Origin of the sequence: Streptomyces sp. NBC_00670 (genome assembly GCF_036226765.1) — a bacterium.
Taxonomy (GTDB): Bacteria; Actinomycetota; Actinomycetes; order Streptomycetales; family Streptomycetaceae; genus Streptomyces.
In genome coordinates, this window is sequence record NZ_CP109017.1 from 6,465,139 (window position 1) to 6,489,975 (window position 24,837).

The window sequence follows — 24,837 nt, forward strand, 5'->3', positions numbered from 1 at the left end:
GACCACCAGGAGCACGCCCATGACCGCCCCCCTCACCCGCCGCACCACCGCCACCGCGCTCGGACTCGCCGCCGCCCTCGCCCTCACCGCCTGCGGCAACCCCGACGACGGCGCCACGGCCGAGGTCGCGGCCACCCCGGGCGCCACCGCGAGGACGACGATCGACACCAGCCCCGACCGGGCCCGCATCACCACGGACAAGGTCGCCTCCCTCGCCGCCGAGGTCCCGGCCCCCATCCGCGAGAGAGGCACCCTGGAGATCGCCGACTCCTCCGGCTCCGCGGCACCGCTCACCTTCTACGCCACCGACGACCGCACCGTCATCGGCGTCGAACCCGACCTCGCGTACCTCGTCGCCGACGTGCTCGGGCTCGAGGCACACCTCAACCCGGTCTCCTGGGAGAACATCTTCGTCGGCCTCGACAGCGCCAAGTACGACGTCGGCTTCAGCAACATCACCGTCACCGAGGAGCGCAAGGAGAAGTACGACTTCGCCTCCTACCGCGAGGACAACCTCGCCTTCGAGGCGAGGAAGGGCAGCGGTTGGAAGGTCACCGGGCCGAAGGACGTGGCGGGCCGGACCGTCGCCGTGAGCAGCGGCACCAACCAGGAGAAGCTGCTCGTCGAGTGGAGCAGGACCAACGTGAAGGCCGGGCGCAAGCCGGTCGACATCAAGTACTACCAGAACCCCACCGACACCTACCTCGCGCTCCGCTCCGGCCGGATCGACCTCGCCCTCGGCCCCAACCCGACCGCCGCCTACCACGTCGCCACCGCCGGCGAGTCGGAGGTCGTCGGCACCTACTCCGGCGCCGGGGCCACCCTCCAGGGGCTCATCGCGGCCACCACCAAGAAGGACAGCGGGCTGGCGAAGCCGCTCGCCGACGCGCTCAACCACGTCATCGAGAACGGCACGTACGCCAAGGTGCTGAGCCGCTGGGGGCTGTCGGACGAGGCCGTGACGGAGTCCGAGGTGAACCCGCCGGGGCTGCCCCGCAGCAACAAGTAGCCCCGGACGGTCCCCTCTTCGACCCGTAAGGAACCCCGCCACCATGGCGCACACGATCCACCTCCCCGCGGACGAGGCCCCCGCCGCCCCGCCCGCGCCGCACCTCCTGGACAACCCCGTCTGGGCCGCGCTCACCGGGCCGCACGCCGCCCGGTTCGCCGAACGCGTCGGCCGGGCCGCCCGCTATCCCGCCGACGTCTACGCGTTCGCCGCCGTCGCCGAACCCGTGGACCCGGCCGCCTGGGCCGATCTGCACGCGCTCGCCGGACCGTCGGCCGTCGTACAGATCAAGGGAGTCGGCGGCGTCCCCGCCGGCTGGGAGACCGTCGGCGGCGGACAGGGCGTCCAGCTCGTCGACACCGCCCTGCGCGCCGAGCCGGACCCCGAGGCCGTACGGCTCGGCCCCGACGACGTCCCCGAGATCCTGGACCTCATCGCCCGCACCGCACCGGGGCCGTTTCTCACCCGGACCGTCGAACTCGGCACCTACCTCGGCATCCGGCACCGGGGACGGCTGATCGCCATGGCCGGTGAGCGGCTGCGGGTGCCCGGCTGGACGGAGATCAGCGCGGTCTGCACCGACCCCGACCACCGCGGCCGGGGCCTGGCCACCCGGCTGGTGCGCGCGGTCGCGGCGGGCATCCGCGAACGCGGCGACACCCCGTTCCTGCACGCCGCCGCGAGCAACGCGCGGGCGATCGCGCTGTACGAGTCGCTCGGCTTCACGCTCCGCCGCCGGACGACGATCCTCCAGGTCCGGACACCGGCGACGGCCCCGCCCGGTGCGCGGCCCCGCCCCTGACCCACCCTCCCCGCCACGGACCTCCAGGAAGGCCTTCCCCGTGTCCGACGCGTCCACCGTCTCCTCCCCCCTCCACCTCGCCGTCGCCCTCGACGGCACCGGCTGGCACCCCGCCTCCTGGCGCGAGCCGGGCTCCCGTCCCCGGGAGCTGTTCACCGCCGGGTACTGGGCCGACCAGGTCGCCGAGGCCGAGCGGGGGCTGCTCGACTTCGTCACGTTCGAGGACGGCCTCGGTCTCCAGTCCTCCCTCCTCCTCGACCCCGACGACCGCACCGACCAGGTGCGCGGCCGGCTCGACGCCGTGCTGATCGCCTCCCGGGTCGCCCCGCTGACCCAGCACATCGGCCTGGTCCCGACCGTGATCGCCACGCACACCGAGCCGTTCCACCTCTCCAAGGCGATCGCCACCCTTGACCACGTCAGCGGCGGCCGGGCCGGGCTCCGGGTGCGGATCAGCGCCCGCCCGCACGAGGCCGACCACTTCGGCCGCCGCCGCGTCCCGCGCGTCGACCTCGCCGAGAACCTGTCCGCCCAGCCCTCGGTCACCGACCTGTTCGACGAGGCCGCCGACTACGTCGAGGTGGTGCGGCGGCTGTGGGACAGCTGGGAGGACGACGCCGAGATCCGGGACGTGGTCACCGGCCGCTTCGTCGACCGGGACAAGCTGCACTACATCGACTTCGAGGGCCGTTTCTTCCGCGTCAAGGGCCCCTCCATCACCCCGCGCCCGCCCCAGGGCCAGCCGCTCGTCACCGCTCTCGCCCACCAGAACGTCCCGTACCGGCTGGTGGCCCGGCAGGCCGACGTCGGCTACGTCACCCCGCACGACACCGGCCAGGCGCGCGCGATCGTCGCCGAGATCCGCGCCGAGCAGGAGGCCGCCGGACGCGCCGGTGAACCCCTGCACGTCTTCGGCGACCTCGTGGTCTTCCTGGACGAGACCCGGGCCGCCGCGGAGGACCGGCTCGCCCGGCTGGACGACTTCGCCGGGGCCCCGTACACCTCCGACGCCCGCGTCTTCGCCGGGACACCCGCCGAACTGGCCGACCTGCTGGAGGAGTTGGGGTCGACCGGGCTGACCGGCTTCCGGCTGCGGCCCGCCGTCACCGGGCACGACCTCCCGGCCGTCGGCCGGCGCCTGGTCCCCGAACTCCAGCGCCGCGGCCTCTTCCGCCGCGCCTACGAGGCGGACACCCTGCGCGGTCTCCTCGGCCTCGCCCGCCCCGCCAACCGCTACGCGGCCGCCTGAGCCGGAGGGACCTGCCCACCATGACCAAGCCCCCGCACCCTACCGACACCGGCAAGCCGCTCAAGCGGATCCATCTGGCCGCCCACTTCCCCGGCGTCAACAACACCACCGTGTGGAGCGACCCGGAGGCCGGCAGCCACATCGAGTTCGCCTCCTTCGCCCACTTCGCGCGCACCGCCGAACGCGCCAAGTTCGACTTCCTCTTCCTCGCCGAAGGCCTGCGACTGCGCGAACAGCACGGAAAGATCTACGACTTGGACGTCGTGGGCCGCCCGGACACCTTCACCGTCCTGGCCGCGCTCGCCGCCGTCACCGACCGGCTCGGACTGACCGGCACCATCAACTCCACCTTCAACGAGCCCTACGAGGTGGCCCGCCAGTTCGCCAGTCTCGACCACCTCTCCGACGGCCGCGCCGCCTGGAACGTCGTCACCTCCTGGGACGCCTTCACCGGCGAGAACTTCCGGCGGGGCGGCTTTCTGCCGCAGGAGGAGCGCTACTCCCGCGCCAAGGAGTTCCTCGCCACCGCGCACGACCTCTTCGACTCCTGGCACGGCGACGAGATCGTCGCCGACCCGGCCACCGGCACGTTCCTGCGGGACGCGAAGGCCGGGTCCTTCGTCCACACAGGGCAACATTTCGACATCCACGGGCAGTTCGACGTGCCACGCTCCCCGCAGGGCCGTCCGGTGATCTTCCAGGCCGGCGACTCCGAGGAGGGCCGCGAGTTCGCCGCGTCGAGCGCCGACGCGATCTTCAGCAGGCACGCGCGACTGGACGCGGGCAAGGCCTTCTACGCCGACGTCAAGTCCCGCCTCGCCAAGTACGGCCGCCGCCACGACCAGTTGCTCATCCTGCCCGCCGCCACCTTCGTGCTCGGCGACACCGACGCCGAGGCGGAGGAGCGCGCCCGCGAGGTGCGCCGCCTCCAGGTCAGCGGGGCCACCGCCCTGCGGCACCTGGAGTTCGTCTGGAACCGGGACCTGTCCTCGTACGACCCCGAGGGCCCGCTGCCCGACATCGACCCGGACACCGGCGACGAGCACCTCGTGCGCGGGCGCGCCCAAGTGCGGGAGTACCACGACCGGCTGGCCGTCGCCCGCGAGTGGCGCGAGCTCGCCGCCGCGCACGACTGGTCCATCCGCGACCTGGTCATCCACACCGGCAACCGCCAGAGCTTCGTGGGCTCGCCCGCCACCGTCGCCCGGGCCATCGACGCGTTCGTGCAGACCGACGCGAGCGACGGGTTCATCCTCGTCCCGCACCTCACCCCCGGCGGCCTCGACGAGTTCGCCGACACGGTCGTCCCGCTGCTCCAGGAACAGGGCGTGTTCCGCACCGAGTACGAGGGCACCACCCTGCGCGACCACCTCGGTCTCACCCACCCGGGCCACGCGCACGACGGGCGGCGGCCGGAGCCGGAGCACGCGGGCGCCGAGCAGCGGGTGGCGTCGTGAAGTTCCTCGCCCTCACTCTCATCGTGCACCGCCCCGACCCGCTCACCGGTGTCCTCACCCCCACCCACGACCGGTTCCGCGAAGTCCTCGACAGCGCGCTGCTCGCCGAGGAACTCGGCTTCGACGGCTTCGGCGTGGGGGAGCGGCACGAGCGGCCGTTCCTCTCCTCCGCGCCGCCGGTCGTCCTCAGCCACATCGCCGCGCTGACCCGGCGGATCCGGCTCTTCACCGGCGTCACCACCCTCAGCCTCCTCGACCCCGTCCGCGCCTACGAGGACTACGCCACCCTCGACCACCTCTCCGAGGGCCGCCTCGACCTCATCATCGGCAAGGGCAACGGCGCCGCCCAGCGCGAGCTGTTCCACGTCACGCCCGAGGACCAGTGGGAGCGCAACGCCGAGAGCTACGAGGTGTTCCGGCGGATCTGGCGCCAGAACAAGGTCACCGCGGCCACCCGCTTCCGCCCGCCGCTCACCGACGCGGAGGTGTGGCCGCGCCCGTACCAGCGGCCGGTCCGGATCTGGCACGGCAGCGCCACCAGCAGGGAGTCCGTCGACCTGGCCGCCCGCCACGGCGAGCCGCTGTTCTCCGCCAACGTCACCCACCCGATGGAACCGTACGCCGCACTGATCCGGTACTACCGGGAGCGCTGGGCGCACTACGGCCACGACCCGGCCGCGCTCACGGTCGGCGCGGGTACGGCCGGCCTCCTCGTGGCCCCGACCTCGCAGGCGGCCGTCGCCGCCTACCGGCCGGTGTTCGAGGCCAATCTGGCCTTCGCCCGCGAGGCCGGCCTGCCCGTGGTCTTCGAGACCCTGGAGGACTACGTCGCCCGCAGCTCGGCGCTGATCGGCAGCCCGCAGCAGGTCGTCGAGAAGGTCCACCGCTACCACGAGCGGTTCGGGCACACCGTCCTCCATGTGCACGCCGATGCCGGCGGGCTGCCCCCCGACCGGCACCGCGCCTCCCTCGAACTGTTCCAGTCCGCCGTCGCCCCCGTGCTGCGCCGGGAGATCCCCGACCCGCCGTTCGCCTGGGGCCCCGTGCTCCCGGCCGCCCCCGTCCCGGAGGAGTCCGCCCGTGTCTGACCTCACCCTCGGCGTCCTCGACCTGGTCCCGATCCCGTCCGGCGCGACGGCCGCCGACGCGCTGCGCAACTCGGTCGACCTCGCCCAGCAGGCCGAACGCCTCGGCTACGGCCGCTACTGGTTCGCCGAGCACCATCTCAACCCCGGCGTCGCCGGCACCTCGCCCGCCGTCGTCCTGGCGCTCACCGCCGCCGCCACCTCCACCATCCGGCTCGGCTCCGGCGCCGTGCAGCTCGGCCACCGTACGGCGCTGTCCACCGTGGAGGAGTTCGGGCTGCTCGACACGGCCCACCCCGGCCGCTTCGACCTGGGTCTCGGCCGCTCGGGCGGGCGCCCGCCGGGGGAGCGGGCCCAGGCGCTGCCGACGGCGACCCCGGTGGTCGACGGGCGGGCACCCAACGGCCTGCTCGTCCCGCCCCGGTTCGACTTCGCGCAGCTCCTCGGCTCGCCCCGCATCGCCCTGCAACGCCGGCTGCTCTCACTGCCGGGCGCCGCACCGCAGGACTACGCCGAGCAGATCGACGACCTCCTCGCCCTGCTGGCCGGCACCTACCGCTCCCCGGAGGGCGTCGAGGCACACGTCGTGCCCGGCGAGGGCGCCGACCTCCAGGTGTGGATCCTGGGCAGCAGCGGCGGCCAGAGCGCGGCGGTCGCGGGCCGCCGGGGGCTGCGGTTCGCGGCGAACTACCACGTCAGCCCGGCCACCGTCCTGGAGGCGGTGGAGGGGTACCGGTCCTTCTTCCAGCCCTCCGAATTCCTCGACAAGCCGTACGTCAGCGTCTCGGCGGACGTCGTCGTCGCCGAGGACGACGCCACCGCCCGCGCACTCGCCGCCGGGTACGGCCCGTGGGTGCGCAGCATCCGTACCGCCGAGGGCGCCATCCCGTTCCCGACGCCCGAGGAGGCGCGCGCGTACCCGTGGACCGACGCGGACCGGGCGCTCGTCCAGGACCGCCTCGACACCCGGTTCGTCGGCACGCCCGGCCGGGTGGCCGACGAACTGGAGCGGCTGCGGGAGGCCACGGACGCGGACGAAGTCCTCGTCACGACGATCACCCACGACCACGCCGACCGGGTGCGGTCCTACGCCCTCCTCGCCGAGGAGTGGCGAGGGCGCGGGCACACGCTCGGGCCCAACTGATCCGGTCACGGGCCCCGTTGACCTCCACCGACCGACCCGACGCATCGAAAGGTCCCCGCATGGCCACCGTCCTGTCCGTCTCCGGAAGCCCCTCCGCCACCTCCCGCACCGCCCGCCTGCTGCGCCACCTGGACCGGCGGCTCGTCGCCCAGGGCCACCGGGTGACCGCGCTCGACGTCCGCTCCCTGCCCGCCGAGGCGCTGCTCCTGGCCGACTTCGCTCACCCGGCGATCGTCCGGGCCACCGCGCTGTTCGAGCAGGCGGACGGGGTGGTGATCGGCACGCCCGTCTACAAGGCCGCCTACTCGGGCCTGCTGAAGTCGCTGCTCGACCTGCTGCCGCAGTACGCCCTGGCGGGCAAGACCGTCCTGCCGCTGGCCACCGGGGGCACCACCGCCCACGTCCTGGCCATCGACTACGCCCTGCGTCCGGTCCTCGCCTCCATGGGCCCCGCGCACATCACACCGGGCTGGTTCACGCTCGACAAGGACATCACCGTCGGCGAGGACGGCACCGCGACGCTCGCGCCGGGCCCGGCCGAGGGGCTGGCCCGGGTCACCGACCAGTTCTCGGCGGCGCTGGGCGGCCGTACCACGGTGCTGGCGGCGACGGGCTGAACCCCGGCCGGCCACCGCCCACCCGTACACCCTGATCGGAGTCCGTCGTGTCCCTCGTCTTCCACTGGTTCCTGCCGACCAACGGCGACAGCCGGCACGTCGTCGGCGGCAGCCACGGCGCCCCCGCCACGCGCTCCGCGCGCGACCGGCCGCCGACCGTCGCCTACCTCGGCCAGATCGCCCGCGCCGCCGAGGACCTGGGCTTCGTCGGCGTGCTCACCCCGACGGGGGCCTGGTGCGAGGACGCCTGGCTGACCACCGCGATGGTCAGCCGGCACACCGAGCGGCTGAAGTTCCTCGTCGCCTTCCGCCCCGGTTTCCTCTCGCCGACCCTCGCCGCGCAGATGGCGTCCACCTTCCAGCGGCAGTCCGGCGGACGGCTGCTGCTCAACGTCGTCACCGGCGGCGAGAGCCACGAGCAACGGGCGTACGGCGACTTCCTCGACAAGGACGCCCGCTACCACCGCACCGGTGAATTCCTGGGCATCGTGCGGGAGTTGTGGGAGGGCCGGACCGTCGACGCGCGCGGCCGGCACCTCCACGTCGAGGACGCGCGGCTGGCCCGCGTGCCCGACCCGCTCCCCGAAATCTACTTCGGCGGCTCCTCGCCGATCGCGGGCGAGATCGCCGCCCGGCACGCCGATGTGTACCTCACCTGGGGCGAGCCGCCCGCCGCCGTCGCGGAGAAGATCGCCTGGGTACGAGGGTCGGCCGAGCGGGAGGGGCGTCGGATCCGCTTCGGCATCCGGCTGCACGTCATCACCAGGGACACCGCCGCGCAGGCCTGGGCCGAGGCGGACCGGCTCCTGGACGGCTTCGACGCGGAGACCGTCGAGGCCGTCCAGGCGGGGCTCGCCCGCAGCGAGTCCGAGGGGCAGCGGCGGATGCGCGCGCTGCACGGCGGCAGCCGCGAGCGGCTGGAGATCCACCCCAACCTGTGGGCGGGCATCGGTCTGGTGCGCGGGGGCGCGGGCACGGCACTGGTCGGCAGCCACGACGAGGTGGCCGACCGGATCGGCGAGTACGCGGCCCTGGGCATCGAGGAGTTCGTGCTCTCCGGCTATCCGCACCTGGAGGAGGCGTACTGGTTCGGCGAGGGCGTACTGCCGAGGCTTCGGGCACGGGGGGTGTGGCGGCGGCCGTGAGGCGGGGGGCCGTCCGCGCGCTTCTCACCTGGTGAGACGTTCCGGCGCGGGCGGCACGGGCCCACTTGACGGGGTCGGACCGGGGGGCCGAGACTCCCATACGGTAATCCTAGTGATTCAGTAGGGAAAGAGCGCTCGTACGCCTGTGACCGAGCACCCCAGGGAGACGCATGTCCGCCATATCCCCGACCGTCGTGCCGTCCTTCCGCGGCAGGATCGGCTGTGACGCGCGCAGCGGCTACTACGCCGCGCCCCGGCGCTACCGGCTCCATCTGTCGCCGTCCTGTCCGGACTGTCTGCAGATAGCCGTCACGCACAGCCTCCTCGGCCTCGACGACGTCCTCCCGGTGACCGTGCTGCCCGCCCTCCCCGACGCCCCCGACGGCGGCCACCAGACGCTGCGCCCGCTGTACGAGGCCAGCTCGCACCAGCACCCCGGCCCGGCCGTCGCACCGGTCCTGAGCGACAACTGGACCGGAACGATCGTCAGCACCCACACCCCCGGCATCCTGCGCGACCTGGCCCGGCGCTTCGGCGCCCACGGCCCCGACCTGCACCCCCGGGGCGCTGAGGAGGCCGTCGCGGCCGTCGGCCGGCTCTGCGAGGGCATCACCGAGGCCGCCCAGCACGCCGGCCGCACCGACGCCGACCCGGCCGCACGCGAGACGGCCCTGACCGAGCTGCTGCGCACCCTGGACGCCCTGGACTCCCGGCTCGCCTCCCAGCCGTACGTCCTGGGCGCCGAACTCACGCTCGCCGACGTGCAGTTGTGGGTCACGCTGGTCCAGCTCGACACCGTGCACCGCCACCACCTGGACGCCACCGCCGTCCACCGCGTCACCGCGCACCCCCACCTCTGGACCTACGCCCGCCGCCTCGCCGCCCACCCCGCCTTCGCCCGCCACCTCGACCTCGACGCCCTCACCCGTGGGCACCAAGCCCAGCGCCGCGGCACACAGGCGGCCGGCGCGGCGGCCGGCGCCGTGGACCGGCCGGTCCCGGCGGCCTCCGAGCGGGCGGTCGCGTAGTACCCGGGTACTACGCACCCCGCGCGGTTCGGCCCCCCGGTACCACCGGAGTGCCGCACCCCGGCCCCTAGCGTTTCCCGTGTGGCGCCGCGGACGGCGGGCGCCGGGGGCCGACAGGGAGGCGCGCGCATGATCGACGCACGGCGGTTGACGAAGAGGTACGGCGAGAAGACGGCCGTCGACGGGCTGGAGTTCACCGTGCGGCCGGGCACGGTGACCGGCTTCCTCGGCCCCAACGGCGCGGGCAAGTCCACGACCATGCGGATGATCGTCGGCCTCGACGCCCCGACCAGCGGCTCCGTCACCGTGAACGGCCGCCACTACGCCCGCCACCGGGCACCGCTCCAGGAGGTCGGCGCCCTCCTGGAGGCCAAGTCGAACCACCCGGGCCGCTCGGCGTACCACCACCTCAGGGCCTTGGCACTGACCCACGGCATCCCGGACCGCCGCGTCGGCGAGGTCATCGAGCTCGCCGGGCTGAGCGGGGTGGCGGGGAAGCGGGCCGGCGCCTTCTCCCTCGGCATGGGGCAGCGGCTCGGCATCGCGGCGGCGCTGCTGGGCGATCCGCAGACGGTGATGCTGGACGAACCGGTCAACGGGCTCGACCCCGAGGGCGTGCTCTGGATCCGCAACCTCCTCAAGGGGCTCGCCGAACAGGGCCGTACGGTCTTCGTCTCCTCGCACCTGATGAGCGAGATGGCCCTCGTGGCCGACCATCTGATCGTCGTGGGACGCGGCCGGCTGCTGGCCGACACCACCGTGGCGGACCTGATCCGCGAGGCGGGCGGCGACACGGTGAAGGTGGCGACGGAGGATCCCGCGCGGCTGCGGGACGTACTGGCCGGGCCGGGCGTCGACGTCACCGGCCGGATCGGCTCGGAGGAGCTTGAGGTGACCGGGCTGACCGCGCGCGAGATCGGGCTGCGGGCGGCGGAGCACGGGATCGCCCTGTTCGAGCTGACCGCGCGCACCGTGTCACTGGAGGAGGCGTTCATGGACCTGACGAGGGACGCCGTGGAGTACCACGGCACGACGACCGGCGCGGGCGGCACGACGACCGGCGCCGACGGCGGCGACAGCCTGGGGAGGACCGCATGAGCACGCTCACCGCAACCGCCGAGGAGCCGCGGACCGCGCCCGCCCGCCCCGTCCACCGGGTGACCGGACGGCGGGTGCTCGCCTCCGAGTGGGCCAAGCTGTGGTCCCTGCGTTCGACCTGGATCACCCTGGGCGTCGCCCTGCTGTTCCTGGTGGCCTTCGGCCTGATCGCCGCGAGCCGCTACACGTCGGGCTACGACTCCGGCAACCTGGACCCCGACCTCGCCGACTCGACGGCCGTCAGCCTGTCCCTCTTCGGCACCAACTTCGCCCAACTCGCCCTGGGCGTCCTCGGCGTGCTGGTCACGGCGGGGGAGTACTCCACCGGCATGATCCGCTCCACGCTCGCGGCGGTGCCCCGCCGGCTGCCCGTGCTGTGGTCCAAGGCGGCCGTGTTCGGTCTCGTCGCCCTGGTCCTGGCGACGGCCGGCGGGTTCGTCGCCTTCCTGTGCGGGAACGGCATGGTCTCGGACACGCCCGCGGCCCTGGGCTTCTCGGACGCCGGGGTCGTGCGCAGCCTGCTGGGCGCCGGGCTCTACCTCGGCATGGTCGGCGTGATCGGCACCGCCCTGGGCGCGCTCCTGCGGTCGGTGGCCGGCGGCATCTCGGCACTGGTCGCCGCCCTGATGCTGATCCCGGGGCTCATCTCCCTGCTGCCCAGCTCCTGGCAGGACAACATCGGCCCCTATCTGCCGTCCGAGGCGGGGCAGGCGATGTTCGCCCTCACCCACGACTCCTCGACGCTGTCGCCGGGCACCGGGCTGCTCGTCTTCGCCGGCTGGACGGCGCTGGCGCTCGCGGGCGCGGCGTACCGGCTGGCCCGCACCGACGTCTGACCGGCGCGACGTGACAGTGACGTGTGACCGTACGGGCCGTGGCAGCGACGCCCGAGGAGACCGGCCGTGGCAGTGACGGCCGGCCGGGCGGACCATGGCACCGTGACGTCCATGACCGTGACCACCGACGAGCTCGGCGTGCTGGGGCCGCTGGTCGCCCGCCTGTCCCGGGGCGGCCGGCGGCTGCGGCACGCCGACCGGGCGCGCCCCTGGGTCCTCGACACCGCGGTCGTGGTCCTGCTCTTCCTGATGTTCTGCCTGCCCGACCTGCTGCACGACGGCGACGACGGCGACGGCCCGCGGCGGATCCGGCTCGCCTTCGCCCAGCTGCCCGTCGCGGCCATGCTGGCGCTTCAGGCCGGACTGGTGCTGCCCCTGCTGTGGCGCAGGCGCCGTCCGCTCGTGGCCTTCGGCGCCATCGCGGCGGTGTTCGTCGTGCAGTGGTCCCTGGACGCGGCACTGCGCGCGGACGTCGCCCTGTTCGTCGCCCTCTACAGCCTGACCCTGCACGGGCGGCTGCGCCAACTGCCGTGGGCCTGCGCGGTGATGGCGGGCGCCATGGCGCTGGTCGCGGTCCGCGCCGCGTCGGTCGTCTCCGTCTGGGACGCGCTGTTCTTCCTGCTGAGCACGGCGACCGCGGCCCTCGCGCTCGGCCTGACGGTCCGCATCCGCCGGGCCCAGCTCGAAGGGCTCCGCGACCGCGCCGCCCGGCTGGAAACCGAGCGCGACCAGCGCATCAGACTGGCCGCGGCCACCGAACGGACCCGTGTCGCCCGCGAGATGCACGACATCGTCGGCCACAACCTGTCCGTCATCATCACGCTGGCCGACGCCGGTGCCTACGCCACCGGCACCGCCCCCGAACGGGGCAAGGAGGCCCTCCGGCTCATCGGCGACACCGGCAGGCTGGCCCTCGGCGAGCTGCGGCGCGTGCTCGGCGTCCTGCGCGAGGCCGTCGACGACCCCGCCGGCGGACCCGAACTCAGCCCGCAGCCCCGCATCATGGACATCGGCGCGCTGTGCGCCACGGTGCGATCGGCCGGACTGGAGGTCGTCTACCGGACCTCCGGCGACGTGGACGCCCTGGACAGCGGGGTACAACTGACGGTGTACCGCATCGTCCAGGAGGCGCTCACCAACACCCTGAAGCACGCCGAGAGCGGTACCCGGTCCCGGCTGGCCGTCCTCGTGGCGGACGGCCGGCTCACCGTACGGGCCGTGGACACCGGGCCGGCGCTGCGGTCCGGACCGCCGAACGACGAAGGGCACGGCCTGGTGGGCATGCGGGAACGCGCGGCACTGTACGGGGGCACCGTCACCGCCGGGCCGACGGGCGGCGGCGGATGGCACGTCGAGGCCGTCCTCGACCTCACGCCGCAGGACGGTGGGCGATGACCACCGTCCTCATCGTCGACGACCAGCCATTGCAGCGCTACGGCTTCCACCTGCTCCTCGACTCCGCGCCCGGGACCGACGTCGTCGGCGAGGCGGCGCACGGCGCGGAGGCCGTCCGCAAGGCCGCCGAACTGCGCCCGGACGTCGTCCTGATGGACGTCCGCATGCCCGGCATGGACGGCATCGAGGCCACCCGCCGCATCGTCGCCTCCGGCGGCCGCTCCCGCGTCCTGGTCCTCACCACCTTCGACCTCGACGAGTACGTCCACGCCGCCCTCCGCGCCGGCGCGGGCGGCTTCCTCCTCAAGGACGCCCGCCCCGAGGAACTCCTCGCCGGCATCCGCGCCGTCGCCGCCGGTGACGCCGTCATCGCGCCCGCGCTGACCCGCCGCCTCCTGGACGAGTTCGCCCAGTACGTCCCCGCCCACCGCTCCGACACCGCCGAGGACCCGAGACTCACCTCCCTCACCGACCGCGAACGCGAGATCCTCGTCGCCATCGGCAAGGGCCTCACCAACGGTGAGATCGCCGCCGAGTTCGTCCTGTCGGAGTCCACGGTCAAGACCCACGTGGGCCGGGTCCTGGCCAAGATCGGCGCCAGGGACCGCATCCAGGCGGTCATCTTCGCCTACGACCGCGGTCTGGCCCGGCCGCGGACGGACTGACGGGGGCGTGCGGCGGCGCCCCCGTCAGGGCAACCCGTCAGGGCAACCCCGTCAGGGCTGTTCCGCCGCGCGCTGCCGGGCGGTGGGCAGTCCGTCGAACACCCCGGCGCCGTGGTAGCTGAGAGTCAGGGTGGGGCTGTCGACCTCGAGCGCGGCCCAGGCGACTCGGGGGTCGCGTACGTGGGGCCGGGGTGGGGGCGGAGGCGGGGTGGGGGTCGGTGCGGCGGGCCAGGTCCGGGTCAGGGCCGGGCCGGGCGGGGCGGGCCATGGGGCGGGTTCCGGCAGCCGGGAGGGAGACGGTGGGAAGCCCTGTGAGGCGTGGGCGGGAGGCGGCGGTGCGTACGGCGGCTGGTACGGCGTCCCGGGCTCCTGTGGCGCGGGGGCGCGTTCCCCGCCGCCGTCTTTCACCACGACCATCACGCCGACGATGAGGAGCAGCAGCCCCGGGACGGACGCCGGCTGGACGCGCTGTCCCATCAGCAGCCAGGCGGTGACCGCGGCCACCGGGGTCTCCAGCAGGAGCAGCACGCTCATGGTCGTCGCCGATGCCCTGCCGAGCGCGAAGTTCAGGGAGCCCAGCCCCAGGAGTTGCGGCAGGACGAGCAGACCGAGCAGGGACAGCTGGGTCGAGGTGTCGAAGCCGGTGAGCGGAACGTCCGTCAGCCGGCAGACGAGGAAGAGTTCCAGACCGCAGACCAGGGAGCAGACCGTCGAGTACATCGGCGTACTCATGTCACTGCGCGCACTCTGGCTCAGCGCGGTGTAGGCGGCCTGCGCGACGGCACCGCCGAGGGCGAGCAGGTCCCCGGCCAGCGCGGTGCCGCCGGAGGTGATGTCGAGACCGGCGGCACCGGCCGCGCCGGCCACGGCGAGGCCGAGGCCCGCCCAGGTCCTCCCGCTCGCCCGGACGCCCCGGCTCGCCGCGATGAGGGCCTGCCAGACGGGCTGCGTGGCGACGAGCGCGGTCGACATGGCGACCGTGGTCAGCCGCGTGCTGGTCATGAAGGCCGCGAAGTGCAGCGCGAGCGCCGTGGCGGCCAGGGCGCCGAGCCCCAGGGGCGCCCACTGCGCCCGGCGCAGCAGGGTGCGTTCGCCGCGGGCCACGCGTGCCACCTCGCGGCGGCGCAGCAGTAACAGGAACGGACCGAGGGTGGCGAAGCCGAGGGCGTTGCGCCAGAACGCCATGGCCAGCGGCGAGGCGGAGGCGGCGGCAGTGAGGGGCGCCGTCGCCGAGATGGAGAGCACGGCGACCGCCATCGCTGCCGCGGTCAGCGGATCGAAACGGTGCCTCATGCCGTGGCACCGCCACCGGTCGCCGGGCTCCCGGCGGCTGAGGTCCCGCGGACGCGGCCGGCCCGGGCCGCCGGCCACCGGGTGCCCGTACCGCGTAGGGAGCCGTCGCGGGCGGGTCGGTCGTCGACTGAAGGATGCATGGTCTCCTGCCCCGGAGTGGGAGCCGGGGCCGGCAGGTGCGAACCGGCCCGCCCCGGCGGTACGTAAGGACACGGCGCCGCCGCCCGCACCCCCACCGGCCGGACCGCCGTGGCGGCCGGGAGCGGAGGGGGCGCCGGACGGGCCGGGCGCGACGCGCGGCACGGTCGGCCGCGTTCGCCCGACGAGACGGGAGGGACCGCGCGGCGGTTCACCCCGCCGTGGGCACCCTCCGCCGGCGGTCGGCCGACGGGGCACGGCAGCGGTCCGCCGGGGCAGAGGCGCAGGCCGAAGTCCTGGGCCTGGGCGGACGGAGGAGCAGGCGGCGGTACGCGCACGCACACGCGGCGGCGGGCCGGCCGTCCGGCACGCCCGCGGGGCTCGCGACGAGAACTGCCCGATGGGGGATACACCGGTGTCCACGGGTCCCCGCCGGGCGGGGCCGTGCATCGAGTTCAGGTGGTGCGGCCCACCGGCCGGTGGCCGCCGGTTGTCCGTCCACCCTTCATGCTGGGTCCAGGTCGGCGTGCAGCAGGTGGTGGTCCGAGTACGGGGTGGGGTGCACTCCGTGCGCGCGGGAGGTGAGGCCGCGCAGGAAGACGTAGTCGAACCTGCTCCGCCAGTCGGTGGTCGGCGCGCAGGCGGCGGCGGCCGAGGGACGGCACCGGGCGTCGGCGTCCACGGCCAGCTGCCACATGGGGTCGAGTTCGGGAGCGTCCGGTACGGCGTTGAAGTCCCCGAGGACGAGCGCGCGGTCGTGCTCGGCGACGGCCGCCGCCAGCACACGGGCCTGCCCCGCCCGGACCGGCTCCTGACGCCGCTCGGCGAAGTGGGTGTCGAAGACCCGGACCGGCCGGCCCGCCACCTCGGTGGTGACCGCCAGATAACCGCGGTCCTCGGAGCCGCCGTCGGGGTACTCCACGACGACCGGGTCCCTCATCGGTGCCGCCGAGAGGATCGCCTGCCCGTAGCCCCCCGGACTCCAGGGCACGCCCCCGCAGCGTCCCCAGTCGCGGAGCACCGACCCGTACGCGACGTGGTACACCAGCCCGTAGAGGCTCTCCAGATGGTCCCGGATTCGCTCGACGTCGCGCGCGCACGCCTCCTGCATGCCGATGACCTGTGGCCGGTACGTGGCGATCTCCGCCGCCCGGTCGACGTTCCCGGCCCCGCACGGGTTGCACAGGTTCCATGTCATGACCCGGCCGTCCACGACCTCTCGCGCGGTACCGACGGGCAGCGACCCGGCGAAGGGCGCCCCACCCGGCGCGACGGGCCCGGCGAGCAGCATGCACGCCACGATCACGGCGCCGACCAGCAACCGCGCGTCCCTCCCGAACACCTGGCCCCCTCGCAGTGGATGCGGAAGACGATCGGCGTTCCGACGCCCGGGGTCAAGTCGCGTTCCGATAGTTTCGAGAATGTGCCGGTCCCCGAGGCGGCGTAAGTGGGAAAAGGACGCCTCCTCGGTCTTGTAGGCGCACTGACCTGTCCCGGCAGGCGCTCCCCGGCCATCTGGCTCAATGGCACTCCCGGACAGGAGCGAAACTTTCGAGAAGCAATCGGAAAATACATCCGTCATTACCGTTGACGGGCCCTCGTCAATCTCGCCATCATCTCTCGTGAACGTCGGCCGACCGACCGTGATCCGAGATGTCGAACCGCATGCCCCGGGCGGACCCGCGCTGCCCGGGAAGAGCCGCGCACAGTCGCCCTACCTTGGAGGCACAGTCATGGGCTCTCAGGCCCTTTCCAGATCCGGCGCCGGACCACAGCGCCGCATCCTGCTGGTGGCCCTGGTCACCGGCGTCCTCGCCCTGGTCACCGCACTGCTCTCGGCGCCGCCCGCGCACTCCGCCGAGAACACGCTCGGCGCCGCCGCGGCGCAGAGCGGCCGCTACTTCGGCACCGCCATCGCCTCGGGCAAACTCGGCGACTCGACGTACACCTCGATCGCCAACCGTGAGTTCAACATGGTGACGGCCGAGAACGAGATGAAGATCGACGCCACCGAGCCGCAGCGGGGCCAGTTCAACTTCAGCAGCGCCGACCGCATCTACAACTGGGCGGTGCAGAACGGCAAGAAGGTGCGCGGGCACACCCTGGCCTGGTACTCCCAGCAGCCCGGCTGGATGCAGAGCCTGAGCGGCAGCTCGCTGCGCCAGGCGATGATCGACCACATCAACGGCGTGATGGCCCACTACAAGGGCAAGATCGCGCAGTGGGACGTCGTGAACGAGGCCTTCGCCGACGGCAACTCGGGCGGCCGCCGCGACTCCAACCTGCAGCGCACCGGCAACGACTGGATCGAGGTCGCCTTCCGCACCGCGCGGGCCGCCGACCCGTCCGCCAAGCTCTGCTACAACGACTACAACATCGAGAACTGGAACTGGGCCAAGACCCAGGGCGTGTACAACATGGTCCGCGACTTCAAGTCTCGCGGCGTGCCGATCGACTGCGTCGGCTTCCAGTCCCACTTCAACAGCGGCAGCCCCTACGACAGCAACTTCCGCACCACGCTGCAGAACTTCGCCGCCCTCGGCGTGGACGTGGCCATCACCGAGCTCGACATCGAGGGTGCCTCGGCCACGACCTACGCCAACGTGGTCAACGACTGCCTGGCCGTCTCGCGCTGCCTCGGCATCACCGTCTGGGGCGTGCGGGACAGCGACTCCTGGCGCTCGAGCCAGTCGCCGCTGCTGTTCGACAACAACGGCAACAAGAAGTCGGCCTACACCTCCGTCCTCAACGCCCTCAACAGCGCCTCGCCCGGCGGCGGTGACGACGGTGGAGATGACGGCGGCGACGACGGCGGTGACGGCGGCACGCAGAGCGGACAGCTCAAGGGCGTCGGCTCGGGCCGCTGCGTGGACGTGCCGAACGCCGCCACCTCCGACGGCACCCAGGTCCAGCTCTACGACTGCCACAGCGCCGACAACCAGAAGTGGGAGCAGACGGCCGCCGGTGAGCTGCGGGTCTACGGCAACAAGTGCCTGGACGCCGCCGGCAGCGGCAACGGCGCCCGGATCCAGATCTACAGCTGCTGGGGCGGCGACAACCAGAAGTGGCGCCTCAACTCCGACGGGTCCCTCGTGGGCGTCCAGTCCGGACTCTGCCTGGACGCCGTCGGCAACGGCACCGCCAACGGCACCCAGCTCCAGCTCTACTCCTGCTCCGGCGGCAGCAACCAGCACTGGACACTGACGTCCTGACACGGCCTGTCATCGCCTGCCGGCACTGAGGGGTTCCGGGGCCGCCGCCACCATGGCGGCGGCCCCGCGGCCCGTGGAAAGGGAACATACTTCCGTGCATATGTACGACAACCCGGTGATCCCCGGATTCCACCCCGATCCGAGCGTGTGCCGGGTCGGGGACGACTACTACCTGGTGTGCTCCAGCTTCGAGTACTTTCCCGGGCTGCCGCTCTTCCACAGCAGGGACCTCGTGCACTGGGAGCAGCTCGGCAACGTGCTGGACCGGCCCGGTCAACTGCCGCTGCCCGTCCCCGGGGCCAAGGCGTCCGGAGGCCTCTACGCTCCCACGATCCGTCACCACGACGGCCGTTTCTGGGTCGTCAACACCAACATCGACGGAGGCGGCAACTTCCTCGTCTCGGCCGAGCGGCCCGAGGGGCCGTGGAGCGACCCCGTGTGGCTCGACCTCACCGGCATCGACCCCGACCTGGCCTGGGAGGAGGACGGCACTTGCTGGTGCGCCTTCTCCGGCCCCGAAGGGGGCATCAACATGGCGCGGATCGACCCGGTGAAGGGTGAGGTACTGGAGGGCCCCTTCCCCACCTGGTCGGGCACCGGCCTCAAGTACCCCGAGGCACCGCACCTCTACCGCATCGGCGGCTGGTGGTACCTGCTGATCGCGGAGGGCGGCACCGAACGCGGCCACAGCATCTCCCTGGCCCGCAGCCGCTCGCCGCGCGGCCCCTGGGAGGGGGCGCCCGCCAACCCCCTGCTGTCCCACAGCGGCACCGCCCGCCCCATCCAGAACACCGGCCACGCCGACCTGGTACAGGCCCCCGACGGCACCTGGTGGATGGTCCTGCTCGGCGTCCGCCCCCGCGGCTTCACGCCCGACGTGCACGTGCTCGGCCGCGAGACGTTCCTGACCCCCGTGGAGTGGGACGCGGACGGCTGGCCCGTCGTCACGCCCGTCCCCGAGCGCCACCCGGCCCCGGGCGGCGCCCGGCACCCCGTCCCGGCCTCGGACAGCGCCCGGCACTCCGTCCCGGCCCCGCCCGCCCGCGACGACTTCGAAGCCCCCGCCCTCGCCCCGCACTGGATCTCGCCGTTCGCCCGCCCGGAGGGCTCCTGGTCGCTCACCGAACGCCCGGGCCGGCTGCTCCTCCACGCCACCGGCCCCACCCTGGACAGCCCCGGGTACACCTTCGTCGGCCGCCGCCAACAGCACCACGACTGCCGCGTCACCGCCCTGATCGAGCCGGGCACGGGACGCGGCGGCCTCTGCGTGCGCCTGGACGAGGCCCACCACTACGAGGTGGAGGCCGGGAACGGCGAGGTCGCCGTCCTCGCCCGGATCGGACCGCTCCGCCAGACCGTGGCCCGCAGACCCGCCCCGCCCGGACCACTGGTCCTCACCGTGACGATCCGCACGTCCGACCTCGTCCCCGCCTCACCCGCACTCACCGACGGCGGCACCACGGGCCCCGACACCCTCGCCTTCACGCTCGGCGACCCCACCACCCCGCACACCCACCCACTCGCCGAACTCGACGGACGCTACCTGTCCACCGAGATCGCCGGCGGCTTCACCGGCCGGGTGATCGGCATGTACGCCACGGAGGGGTCGGTGGCGTTCGACTGGTACGAGTACGCCCCGACCTCCGGCCCCGGCAGCGCCTGAGCGTTGAGCGCTGCGACGCGAGGGTTGTGCTGCCTGCCGCTGAGTTCGGCGCGCTCCGTGAGGTCGTGCGAAGCGTCGCGGGAGCGTGGTTCGGCCACCGCGAGCAGCCGAGCGAGATGTGCGGCGCGCCCGTACGCGGAGCGGGCGTACCGGGCGGGCGGCCATGCCCATCGAGGGGCGGGGGACTGTCAGTGGGGGATGGCAGGATCGCCGGCATGGTGTTCGAACGGACTACTCCGCCGCGTTCTGTCGAGGTGACCGCGGTCTTCCCCGAACTGGCTGCGCTGGCCCGCCCCGCCATCCGGCTGCACCCCCGCCCGGGATCGCCCTCGGTCGGGGACAGCTCGGTCGGGGGGCCGTTGCTGTGGCCGGCCGGGGAACCCTGGCCGCACTGCGAGGACACGCACCTGCACGGTGACAGCGGGTTCCGCCAGTCACCGGCGGAGATACGGCTCGACAGGCACGACCGGGCCCGGCGGCATGACGATCCCTACGGTCCCTCGTTCACGCCCGAGGAGGTGGCGGCACTGGAGCAGAAGGCCGCGCGGCTCGCGGAGCGGCTCGACGCCGGCCCTCCCTGGCCCGCGGACCGCCCGGTCCCCCTGTTGCCCGTGGCTCAGCTGTATCTGCGTGACGTTCCCCTGCTGCGGCCGCCCGGCGAGGCCGATCTGCTCCAGGTCCTCTGGTGCCCCTACGACCACGAGCCGGACTGGAAGCCCGCGACCGCGGTGTTCTGGCGGACCGCAGCCTCGGTCGTCGACGTCCTCGCCACCCCACCGGAACCGTACGAGGCCAACTACCCCGGCTACGTGCCCGAACCGTGCCTGCTGGCACCGGAGGCCATCACCGAGTATCCCGACAGCCTCGATCTGAGCCGGGAGTTGAGACAGGTGGTCGGGGACTGGAGCCGGTGGCAGGCCGCCGGTGCGGACCTGGACAGTTCCTATGAGGAGTATCCGGCGGAGTTCTACGACAGCGAGCTGGCCGACGCTCCCGGCTGGAAGGTCGGGGGCTGGCCGCCTTGGGGCCGCACCGACCCGTACCGCAGGTACTGCGCCGTCTGCGAGGCCCGGATGGTCCCGCTGCTGACCATCGCCTCCTTCGAATGGGACGGCGGCACGCGCGGCTGGGCGCCGCAGGAGGACCGGGCCGCCGCCCACGCCGCCGGCCACCGGGCCGGCCTGTCCCCCGCCCAGCCCACGCGGGTCGAAGTGGGCAGCGCCGACAACATGCAGCTCTACGTCTGCCCGGCCTCCCCCGAGCACCCGCACACCGACCTGATCCAGTGAACGATCGGCGGGTTCTACGCGCGAGGGCACGGCAGTTCGGGTGCCGAGCGGTTCGGGGAGCACGTCACCACGGCGAGGGAGAGGTAGGAGGGGCGTTCGAGGTAGTGGCCGTATGACACGTCGGCGCCCGAACGCAGGCGTTCGGCGGCGGCGTCCACCAGCCGGGCCAGACGCGCGGTGTCCCGGTCGGCCTCGGCGGCGAACCGGGGCGTGTACTCGGCCAGCCGCTCGCCGAGCCAGGCCGCCGCCTCCTTCGCCTCGTCCCATGTCCCCCGGACGAGTGTGCGGGGCTTGACGAGCCAGTACGCCGTCTCCAGCGGCGGGAGGTCCGACGTGCGGAACTCCGCGGCGACCTGGCGGTAGCGCTCGATCAGTTCCGGCCTGCCTCCCGGCGGGGGCGGATCGGGGTGCGGGGGCCGCCGCAGGGCCTCGTCGTCGAAGCGTGCCTTCGGGCCGGTCCAGAGGTAGGCGTGGTGGTGCATGGGCTGTTCCCGCTTCGAGAGGCGCCGGCCGGGCCCGGCCCGACCGGCGGGAGGGGGCGGAGGAGTGTCAGACGCCGATGCCGAAGCGCGCCGGGTCGATACCGGCCGCGTCCAGCTCCTCCGTGGTGAACCGCAACGGCTGCGCGTCCGGACGCTTGCTGTCGCCCAGGGCCCAGGCGTCCTCGCCGATCCGGGCCAGGGTCACGCACCCCTCGGTACAGGGGCCGCCGCACGCCTTCGTGAACGCGGCTCCGCTGAGGTCGAGCGCGTAGAGGTCGGTTCCGTTCTGCATCACTGCACCTTCCAGCTCGTCTGACGCGGCCAGGCAGAGCCGCCGCCCGGTGTCTCCGCAGGTCAGCGGTGTACGTGGACGGTCTCTCCTGGCGCTTGGTGACCTCAGGGTGGCGGTCGGACGGGGGCGGGGACGAGTGTGGCACCCCGTACGTTGAGTCAGCGTACGGACACGAAGAGTGGACGGTACGTCTGATGATCCGTCAGGCTGGGGGTGTTCGCGGAGACGAGGAAAGGGGCGGCGGATGGACGTGGTGGGAGTCGAGGGGGAGGCGGCGGCCGGTGCGCGGGCGGTTCCGACGGGGGAGTGGGAGCGAGAGCCGCATCCGTCGGACAGTCTGCGGACGTTCGGCGCGTTCGTTCAGGCGCTGCGGGAACACGCCGGGCTCAGCCGGACCGAGCTGGCCGCCCTTGTCCAGTACTCCAAGCACACGGTGGAGTCGGTGGAGTTGGGACGGCGAATGCCGGACGAGGCGTTCGTGGAGCGGGCGGAGGAAGCCCTCGGCAACACCGGTGCCCTGCGGAGGGCCGCGCGGCATCTGACGCGGGGGGAGGCGGGGCTAGCGGCATGGTTCCGGCGGTGGGCCCGGCTGGAGCGGGAGGCGGTGAGCCTGTGCACGTACGAGTGCCGGTTGGTTCCGGGGTTGTTGCAGTCGGAGGCGTACGCGCGGGCGGTGTTCGACAACAGCATTCCGCTGCTGACCGACGAGCAGACGGAGGCGCAGGTCGCGGCCCGCATGGACCGGCAGGCGATGATGCGGGAGCAGCCGACCGTGCCGTTCGGCTTCATCGTCGAGGAGTCGGTCTTACGGCGCGGACTGGGCGGGGCGCAGGTTCAGACGAACATGCTGGACCACGTGCTGGAGCTGACCGCGCCGCGCAACGTGACGCTTCAAGTGGTGCCGGTGGAAATGGAGTTCCACGGGTGCCTTGACGGACCCATGCGCATCTTGGAGACCCTGGAGGGGCGTCGAGTCGGCTACTCCGAGGGGCAGCAGAACGGACGGCTGATCTCCGACCCGAAAGAGATGAGTCTGCTCTGCCGACGCTATGACACACTGCGCTCACAGGCCCTCAATCCCAAGCAATCCAGGGACCTGCTGGAGCGACTGCGAGGAGAGCTATGAGCAGCGGTACGTCGGAACTCGCCTGGTTCAAGTCCAGCTACAGCGGCACCCAGGGAGACGACTGCGTGGAGGTCGCCGTCACCGAACAGGCCGTCCACGTACGGGACTCCAAGGACGTGGCCCGTTCGGCCTTCGCCGTCGGCCGCGCAGGCTGGGGACAGTTCGTACGGTTCGCGTCGGAGCGTTGAGCGACGTGAGGGCGTGCCGTCCGCCGGAGCAGCGGGCGGCACGCGGGTGGCCTATCCCGTACCTGAGTGGCGAGCGTCGTCCAGGACGTCACGCAGTGCCCAGTAGGCGGGTTTCGCCTCGTACGTCGCGTCCCAGGGCAGGGCGTTCCCCGGACTCGGGGGATAGTGCCGCAGGTCGGCCGTGGAGCCGTACCTGTCGGTGAACCCCCAGGTCGAGAACGAGGTGCAGTTGGGTTCTTCGACGCAGACCGCGAGTTTCCCCGCCAACTGACGGGCCTGGATGTCCTCTTCGTCCTCGTCGACGAGGACGTCAGCCTCCGAGACCCGGGCTTTGAGGCCGAGCCCGGCCAGAGCCCGGACCTTGCGTCGGAAGACCTCGGGGTCGGTACGGTCGCCGGCGGCGTATTCGTGGTCCTGGAAACCGACGCCGTCGATCGGAACGCCCCGCTCCTTCAGCCGGACCAGCAGCGCGTAGAGGGCATCCCAGCGTGGACCGTCCTCCTCCACCCCGTACTCGTTGAGGTAGAGCACCGCGTCCGGGTCGGCCTCGCGGGCGGCACGGAAGGCGATGTCGATGTACTGCTCACCCATCGCTTCGAACCACAACTGCGGCCGCACGCCCCGGTTGCCGTTGGAGTAGTCCTCGTCCTCGTCGGACATGGGCTCGTTCACCACGTCCCATTCCGCCACCTTCCCCCGGAAGTGGCCCGCCACCGCGCATATGTGCTCCACCATGACGCGCCTGCGTTGCTCGTGCGTCATCTCGGCGCGCATCCATGCGGGCAGGGCTTCGAACCAGACGAGGGTGTGGCCGTGCACCTTCATCCTGTTGGCCTCGGCGAAGTCCACCAAGGTATCGCCTTCCGCGAACGCGAACACGCCGCGTCGAGGCTGGACGAACTGCGGCTTGAAGTCGTTCTCCGGCGTGAGCATGGAGAACTCCTCACCCGCCGTCCGGCGGTAGGTGCTGTCCGTCAGCAAGGGGCCCGCGGCCAGGGCGGTTCCCATGCGGATCGGGCGTGGGAGGACCGCCGCCAGATCGCGCATCGCATCGCTGGACCGGGGCACTCGCAGGCCGGGCGCGTCCACGACGGACAGCCGGCCCCGCCCCAGTGACCGCGCGTGGAGATCGCTGAGGGTCCAGCCCTTCCCGCGGGCTCCCGCGTCCGCGCCGAACCAGATGCGGCCACCGCGGAAGACGTCCCGCGCGGGAACGGTCCCCACGACCCTGCCGTCGGCCTCCAGCACAAGCCTGTCGGCGCGGACTTCGACGGCGAGGCGGACTTCGCGCCCCAGGCCGCTCCCGAAGGTGCGGGTCAGCGCAGGTCTGTCGGAGTCCCCGTCCCAGCGGTCGATCCGAAGCCTCCCGCCGACCACGCCGATGCGCACGCCGCGCCGTTCGTAGCGCCATTCGTCGTAGATGACCGGCGTCTCACCGTACAGATGCAGGTAGGCGTCCGTGTGATCCGTGCGCCGCAGGCCGGCCTCGATCCGGACATCCCCTCGGAACACCATGTGGGGGCCGCGCAGGTTCACCGGTGGGTTCGGCTGTCCACCGGTACCGTCCTGGCGTGTGATGCGCCGGTCGAGGGGTGTGACCCGCACCCCTGCGTGCGTGGGCCTC

The 24,837-nt window shown here is 73.0% G+C and carries 23 protein-coding genes; 18 read left to right on the forward strand and 5 right to left on the reverse strand.

Annotated features, from left to right (window positions below):
- Nucleotides 1–19 precede the first annotated feature (19 nt).
- The 13 genes from OIE12_RS28505 to OIE12_RS28565 all read left to right on the forward strand — a co-directional run bounded on the left by OIE12_RS28505 (nt 20) and on the right by OIE12_RS28565 (nt 13,530).
- Nucleotides 20–1,009: an ABC transporter substrate-binding protein gene (locus tag OIE12_RS28505; protein WP_329140181.1), complete on the forward strand. Its 990-nt coding sequence runs from the start codon at nt 20–22 to the stop codon at nt 1,007–1,009.
- A gap of 43 nt (nt 1,010–1,052) precedes the next feature.
- The gene (locus OIE12_RS28510; protein WP_329140183.1) at nt 1,053–1,811 is read left to right on the forward strand and encodes a GNAT family N-acetyltransferase; all 759 of its coding nucleotides are present in this window, start codon (nt 1,053–1,055) and stop codon (nt 1,809–1,811) included.
- Between the two features lie 40 nt (nt 1,812–1,851).
- Entirely contained in the window at nt 1,852–3,060 is a 1,209-nt protein-coding gene (locus OIE12_RS28515) for an LLM class flavin-dependent oxidoreductase (RefSeq protein ID WP_329140185.1), read from the forward strand.
- 20 nt (nt 3,061–3,080) lie between these two features.
- A complete protein-coding gene (locus OIE12_RS28520; protein ID WP_329140187.1) occupies nt 3,081–4,517 on the forward strand; it encodes an NtaA/DmoA family FMN-dependent monooxygenase in 1,437 nt (478 codons plus the stop codon).
- Complete coding sequence (locus OIE12_RS28525; protein ID WP_329140189.1) at nt 4,514–5,605, forward strand: LLM class flavin-dependent oxidoreductase; 1,092 nt, start codon at nt 4,514–4,516, stop codon at nt 5,603–5,605. The genes OIE12_RS28520 and OIE12_RS28525 overlap by 4 nt, the downstream gene beginning before the upstream one ends.
- A complete protein-coding gene (locus OIE12_RS28530; RefSeq protein ID WP_329140191.1) occupies nt 5,598–6,746 on the forward strand; it encodes an LLM class flavin-dependent oxidoreductase in 1,149 nt (382 codons plus the stop codon). The genes OIE12_RS28525 and OIE12_RS28530 overlap by 8 nt, the downstream gene beginning before the upstream one ends.
- A 59-nt stretch (nt 6,747–6,805) precedes the next feature.
- Nucleotides 6,806–7,363, forward strand: a complete 558-nt coding sequence (gene ssuE, locus OIE12_RS28535; RefSeq protein WP_329140193.1) for an NADPH-dependent FMN reductase — start codon at nt 6,806–6,808, stop codon at nt 7,361–7,363.
- Between the two features lie 47 nt (nt 7,364–7,410).
- Complete coding sequence (locus OIE12_RS28540; protein WP_329140195.1) at nt 7,411–8,508, forward strand: LLM class flavin-dependent oxidoreductase; 1,098 nt, start codon at nt 7,411–7,413, stop codon at nt 8,506–8,508.
- A 170-nt stretch (nt 8,509–8,678) separates the two neighbouring features.
- Nucleotides 8,679–9,536 carry a glutathione S-transferase C-terminal domain-containing protein gene (locus OIE12_RS28545; RefSeq protein WP_329140197.1) on the forward strand — a complete coding sequence of 286 codons (858 nt, stop codon included), beginning with the start codon at nt 8,679–8,681 and terminating at the stop codon, nt 9,534–9,536.
- 129 nt (nt 9,537–9,665) lie between these two features.
- Complete coding sequence (locus OIE12_RS28550; protein WP_329140199.1) at nt 9,666–10,634, forward strand: ATP-binding cassette domain-containing protein; 969 nt, start codon at nt 9,666–9,668, stop codon at nt 10,632–10,634.
- A complete protein-coding gene (locus tag OIE12_RS28555; RefSeq protein WP_329140201.1) occupies nt 10,631–11,470 on the forward strand; it encodes an ABC transporter permease in 840 nt (279 codons plus the stop codon). Before OIE12_RS28550 ends, OIE12_RS28555 begins: the two co-directional genes overlap by 4 nt.
- Before the next feature lie 111 nt (nt 11,471–11,581).
- Nucleotides 11,582–12,865 (forward strand): sensor histidine kinase, encoded by a 1,284-nt coding sequence (locus OIE12_RS28560; protein WP_329140203.1) that lies wholly within the window; start codon nt 11,582–11,584, stop codon nt 12,863–12,865.
- On the forward strand, nt 12,862–13,530 hold the full coding sequence (locus OIE12_RS28565; RefSeq protein WP_329140206.1) for a response regulator transcription factor: 669 nt from the start codon (nt 12,862–12,864) through the stop codon (nt 13,528–13,530). Before OIE12_RS28560 ends, OIE12_RS28565 begins: the two co-directional genes overlap by 4 nt.
- Before the next feature lie 51 nt (nt 13,531–13,581).
- Here OIE12_RS28565 and OIE12_RS28570 read toward each other — a convergent pair whose 3' ends face one another.
- Both OIE12_RS28570 and OIE12_RS28575 read right to left on the reverse strand, forming a co-directional pair.
- Nucleotides 13,582–14,823, reverse strand: a complete 1,242-nt coding sequence (locus OIE12_RS28570; RefSeq protein WP_329140208.1) for a DMT family transporter — start codon at nt 14,821–14,823, stop codon at nt 13,582–13,584.
- Between the two features lie 643 nt (nt 14,824–15,466).
- On the reverse strand, nt 15,467–16,252 hold the full coding sequence (locus OIE12_RS28575) for an endonuclease/exonuclease/phosphatase family protein (protein WP_329142287.1): 786 nt from the start codon (nt 16,250–16,252) through the stop codon (nt 15,467–15,469).
- Nucleotides 16,253–16,694: 442 nt separating this feature from the next.
- Between OIE12_RS28575 and OIE12_RS28580 the strand changes: the two genes are divergently transcribed.
- The 3 genes from OIE12_RS28580 (at nt 16,695) to OIE12_RS28590 (ending at nt 21,125) form a co-directional block, all read left to right on the forward strand.
- Nucleotides 16,695–18,173: an endo-1,4-beta-xylanase gene (locus OIE12_RS28580; RefSeq protein ID WP_329140210.1), complete on the forward strand. Its 1,479-nt coding sequence runs from the start codon at nt 16,695–16,697 to the stop codon at nt 18,171–18,173.
- Nucleotides 18,174–18,273: 100 nt separating this feature from the next.
- Nucleotides 18,274–19,836, forward strand: a complete 1,563-nt coding sequence (locus OIE12_RS28585; protein WP_329142289.1) for a glycoside hydrolase family 43 protein — start codon at nt 18,274–18,276, stop codon at nt 19,834–19,836.
- Nucleotides 19,837–20,051: 215 nt separating this feature from the next.
- Nucleotides 20,052–21,125 (forward strand): hypothetical protein, encoded by a 1,074-nt coding sequence (locus OIE12_RS28590; RefSeq protein WP_329140212.1) that lies wholly within the window; start codon nt 20,052–20,054, stop codon nt 21,123–21,125.
- A gap of 14 nt (nt 21,126–21,139) precedes the next feature.
- On the opposite strand, the gene OIE12_RS28595 is transcribed toward OIE12_RS28590, so the two are convergent.
- Together OIE12_RS28595 and OIE12_RS28600 are read right to left on the reverse strand one after the other, a co-directional pair.
- Nucleotides 21,140–21,607 carry a hypothetical protein gene (locus OIE12_RS28595; RefSeq protein ID WP_329140214.1) on the reverse strand — a complete coding sequence of 156 codons (468 nt, stop codon included), beginning with the start codon at nt 21,605–21,607 and terminating at the stop codon, nt 21,140–21,142.
- Between the two features lie 67 nt (nt 21,608–21,674).
- Nucleotides 21,675–21,899, reverse strand: a complete 225-nt coding sequence (locus OIE12_RS28600) for a DUF397 domain-containing protein (RefSeq protein ID WP_329140216.1) — start codon at nt 21,897–21,899, stop codon at nt 21,675–21,677.
- 244 nt (nt 21,900–22,143) lie between these two features.
- Here OIE12_RS28600 and OIE12_RS28605 point away from each other — a divergent pair, with 244 nt between their 5' ends.
- The gene (locus OIE12_RS28605; protein ID WP_329140218.1) at nt 22,144–23,025 is read left to right on the forward strand and encodes a helix-turn-helix domain-containing protein; all 882 of its coding nucleotides are present in this window, start codon (nt 22,144–22,146) and stop codon (nt 23,023–23,025) included.
- Entirely contained in the window at nt 23,022–23,213 is a 192-nt protein-coding gene (locus tag OIE12_RS28610; RefSeq protein ID WP_329140220.1) for a DUF397 domain-containing protein, read from the forward strand. Before OIE12_RS28605 ends, OIE12_RS28610 begins: the two co-directional genes overlap by 4 nt.
- A 51-nt stretch (nt 23,214–23,264) precedes the next feature.
- Here the strand turns inward: OIE12_RS28610 and OIE12_RS28615 are convergent, their stop codons facing one another.
- Nucleotides 23,265–24,728 carry an endo-1,4-beta-xylanase gene (locus OIE12_RS28615; protein WP_329140222.1) on the reverse strand — a complete coding sequence of 488 codons (1,464 nt, stop codon included), beginning with the start codon at nt 24,726–24,728 and terminating at the stop codon, nt 23,265–23,267.
- Nucleotides 24,729–24,837: the final 109 nt, after the last annotated feature.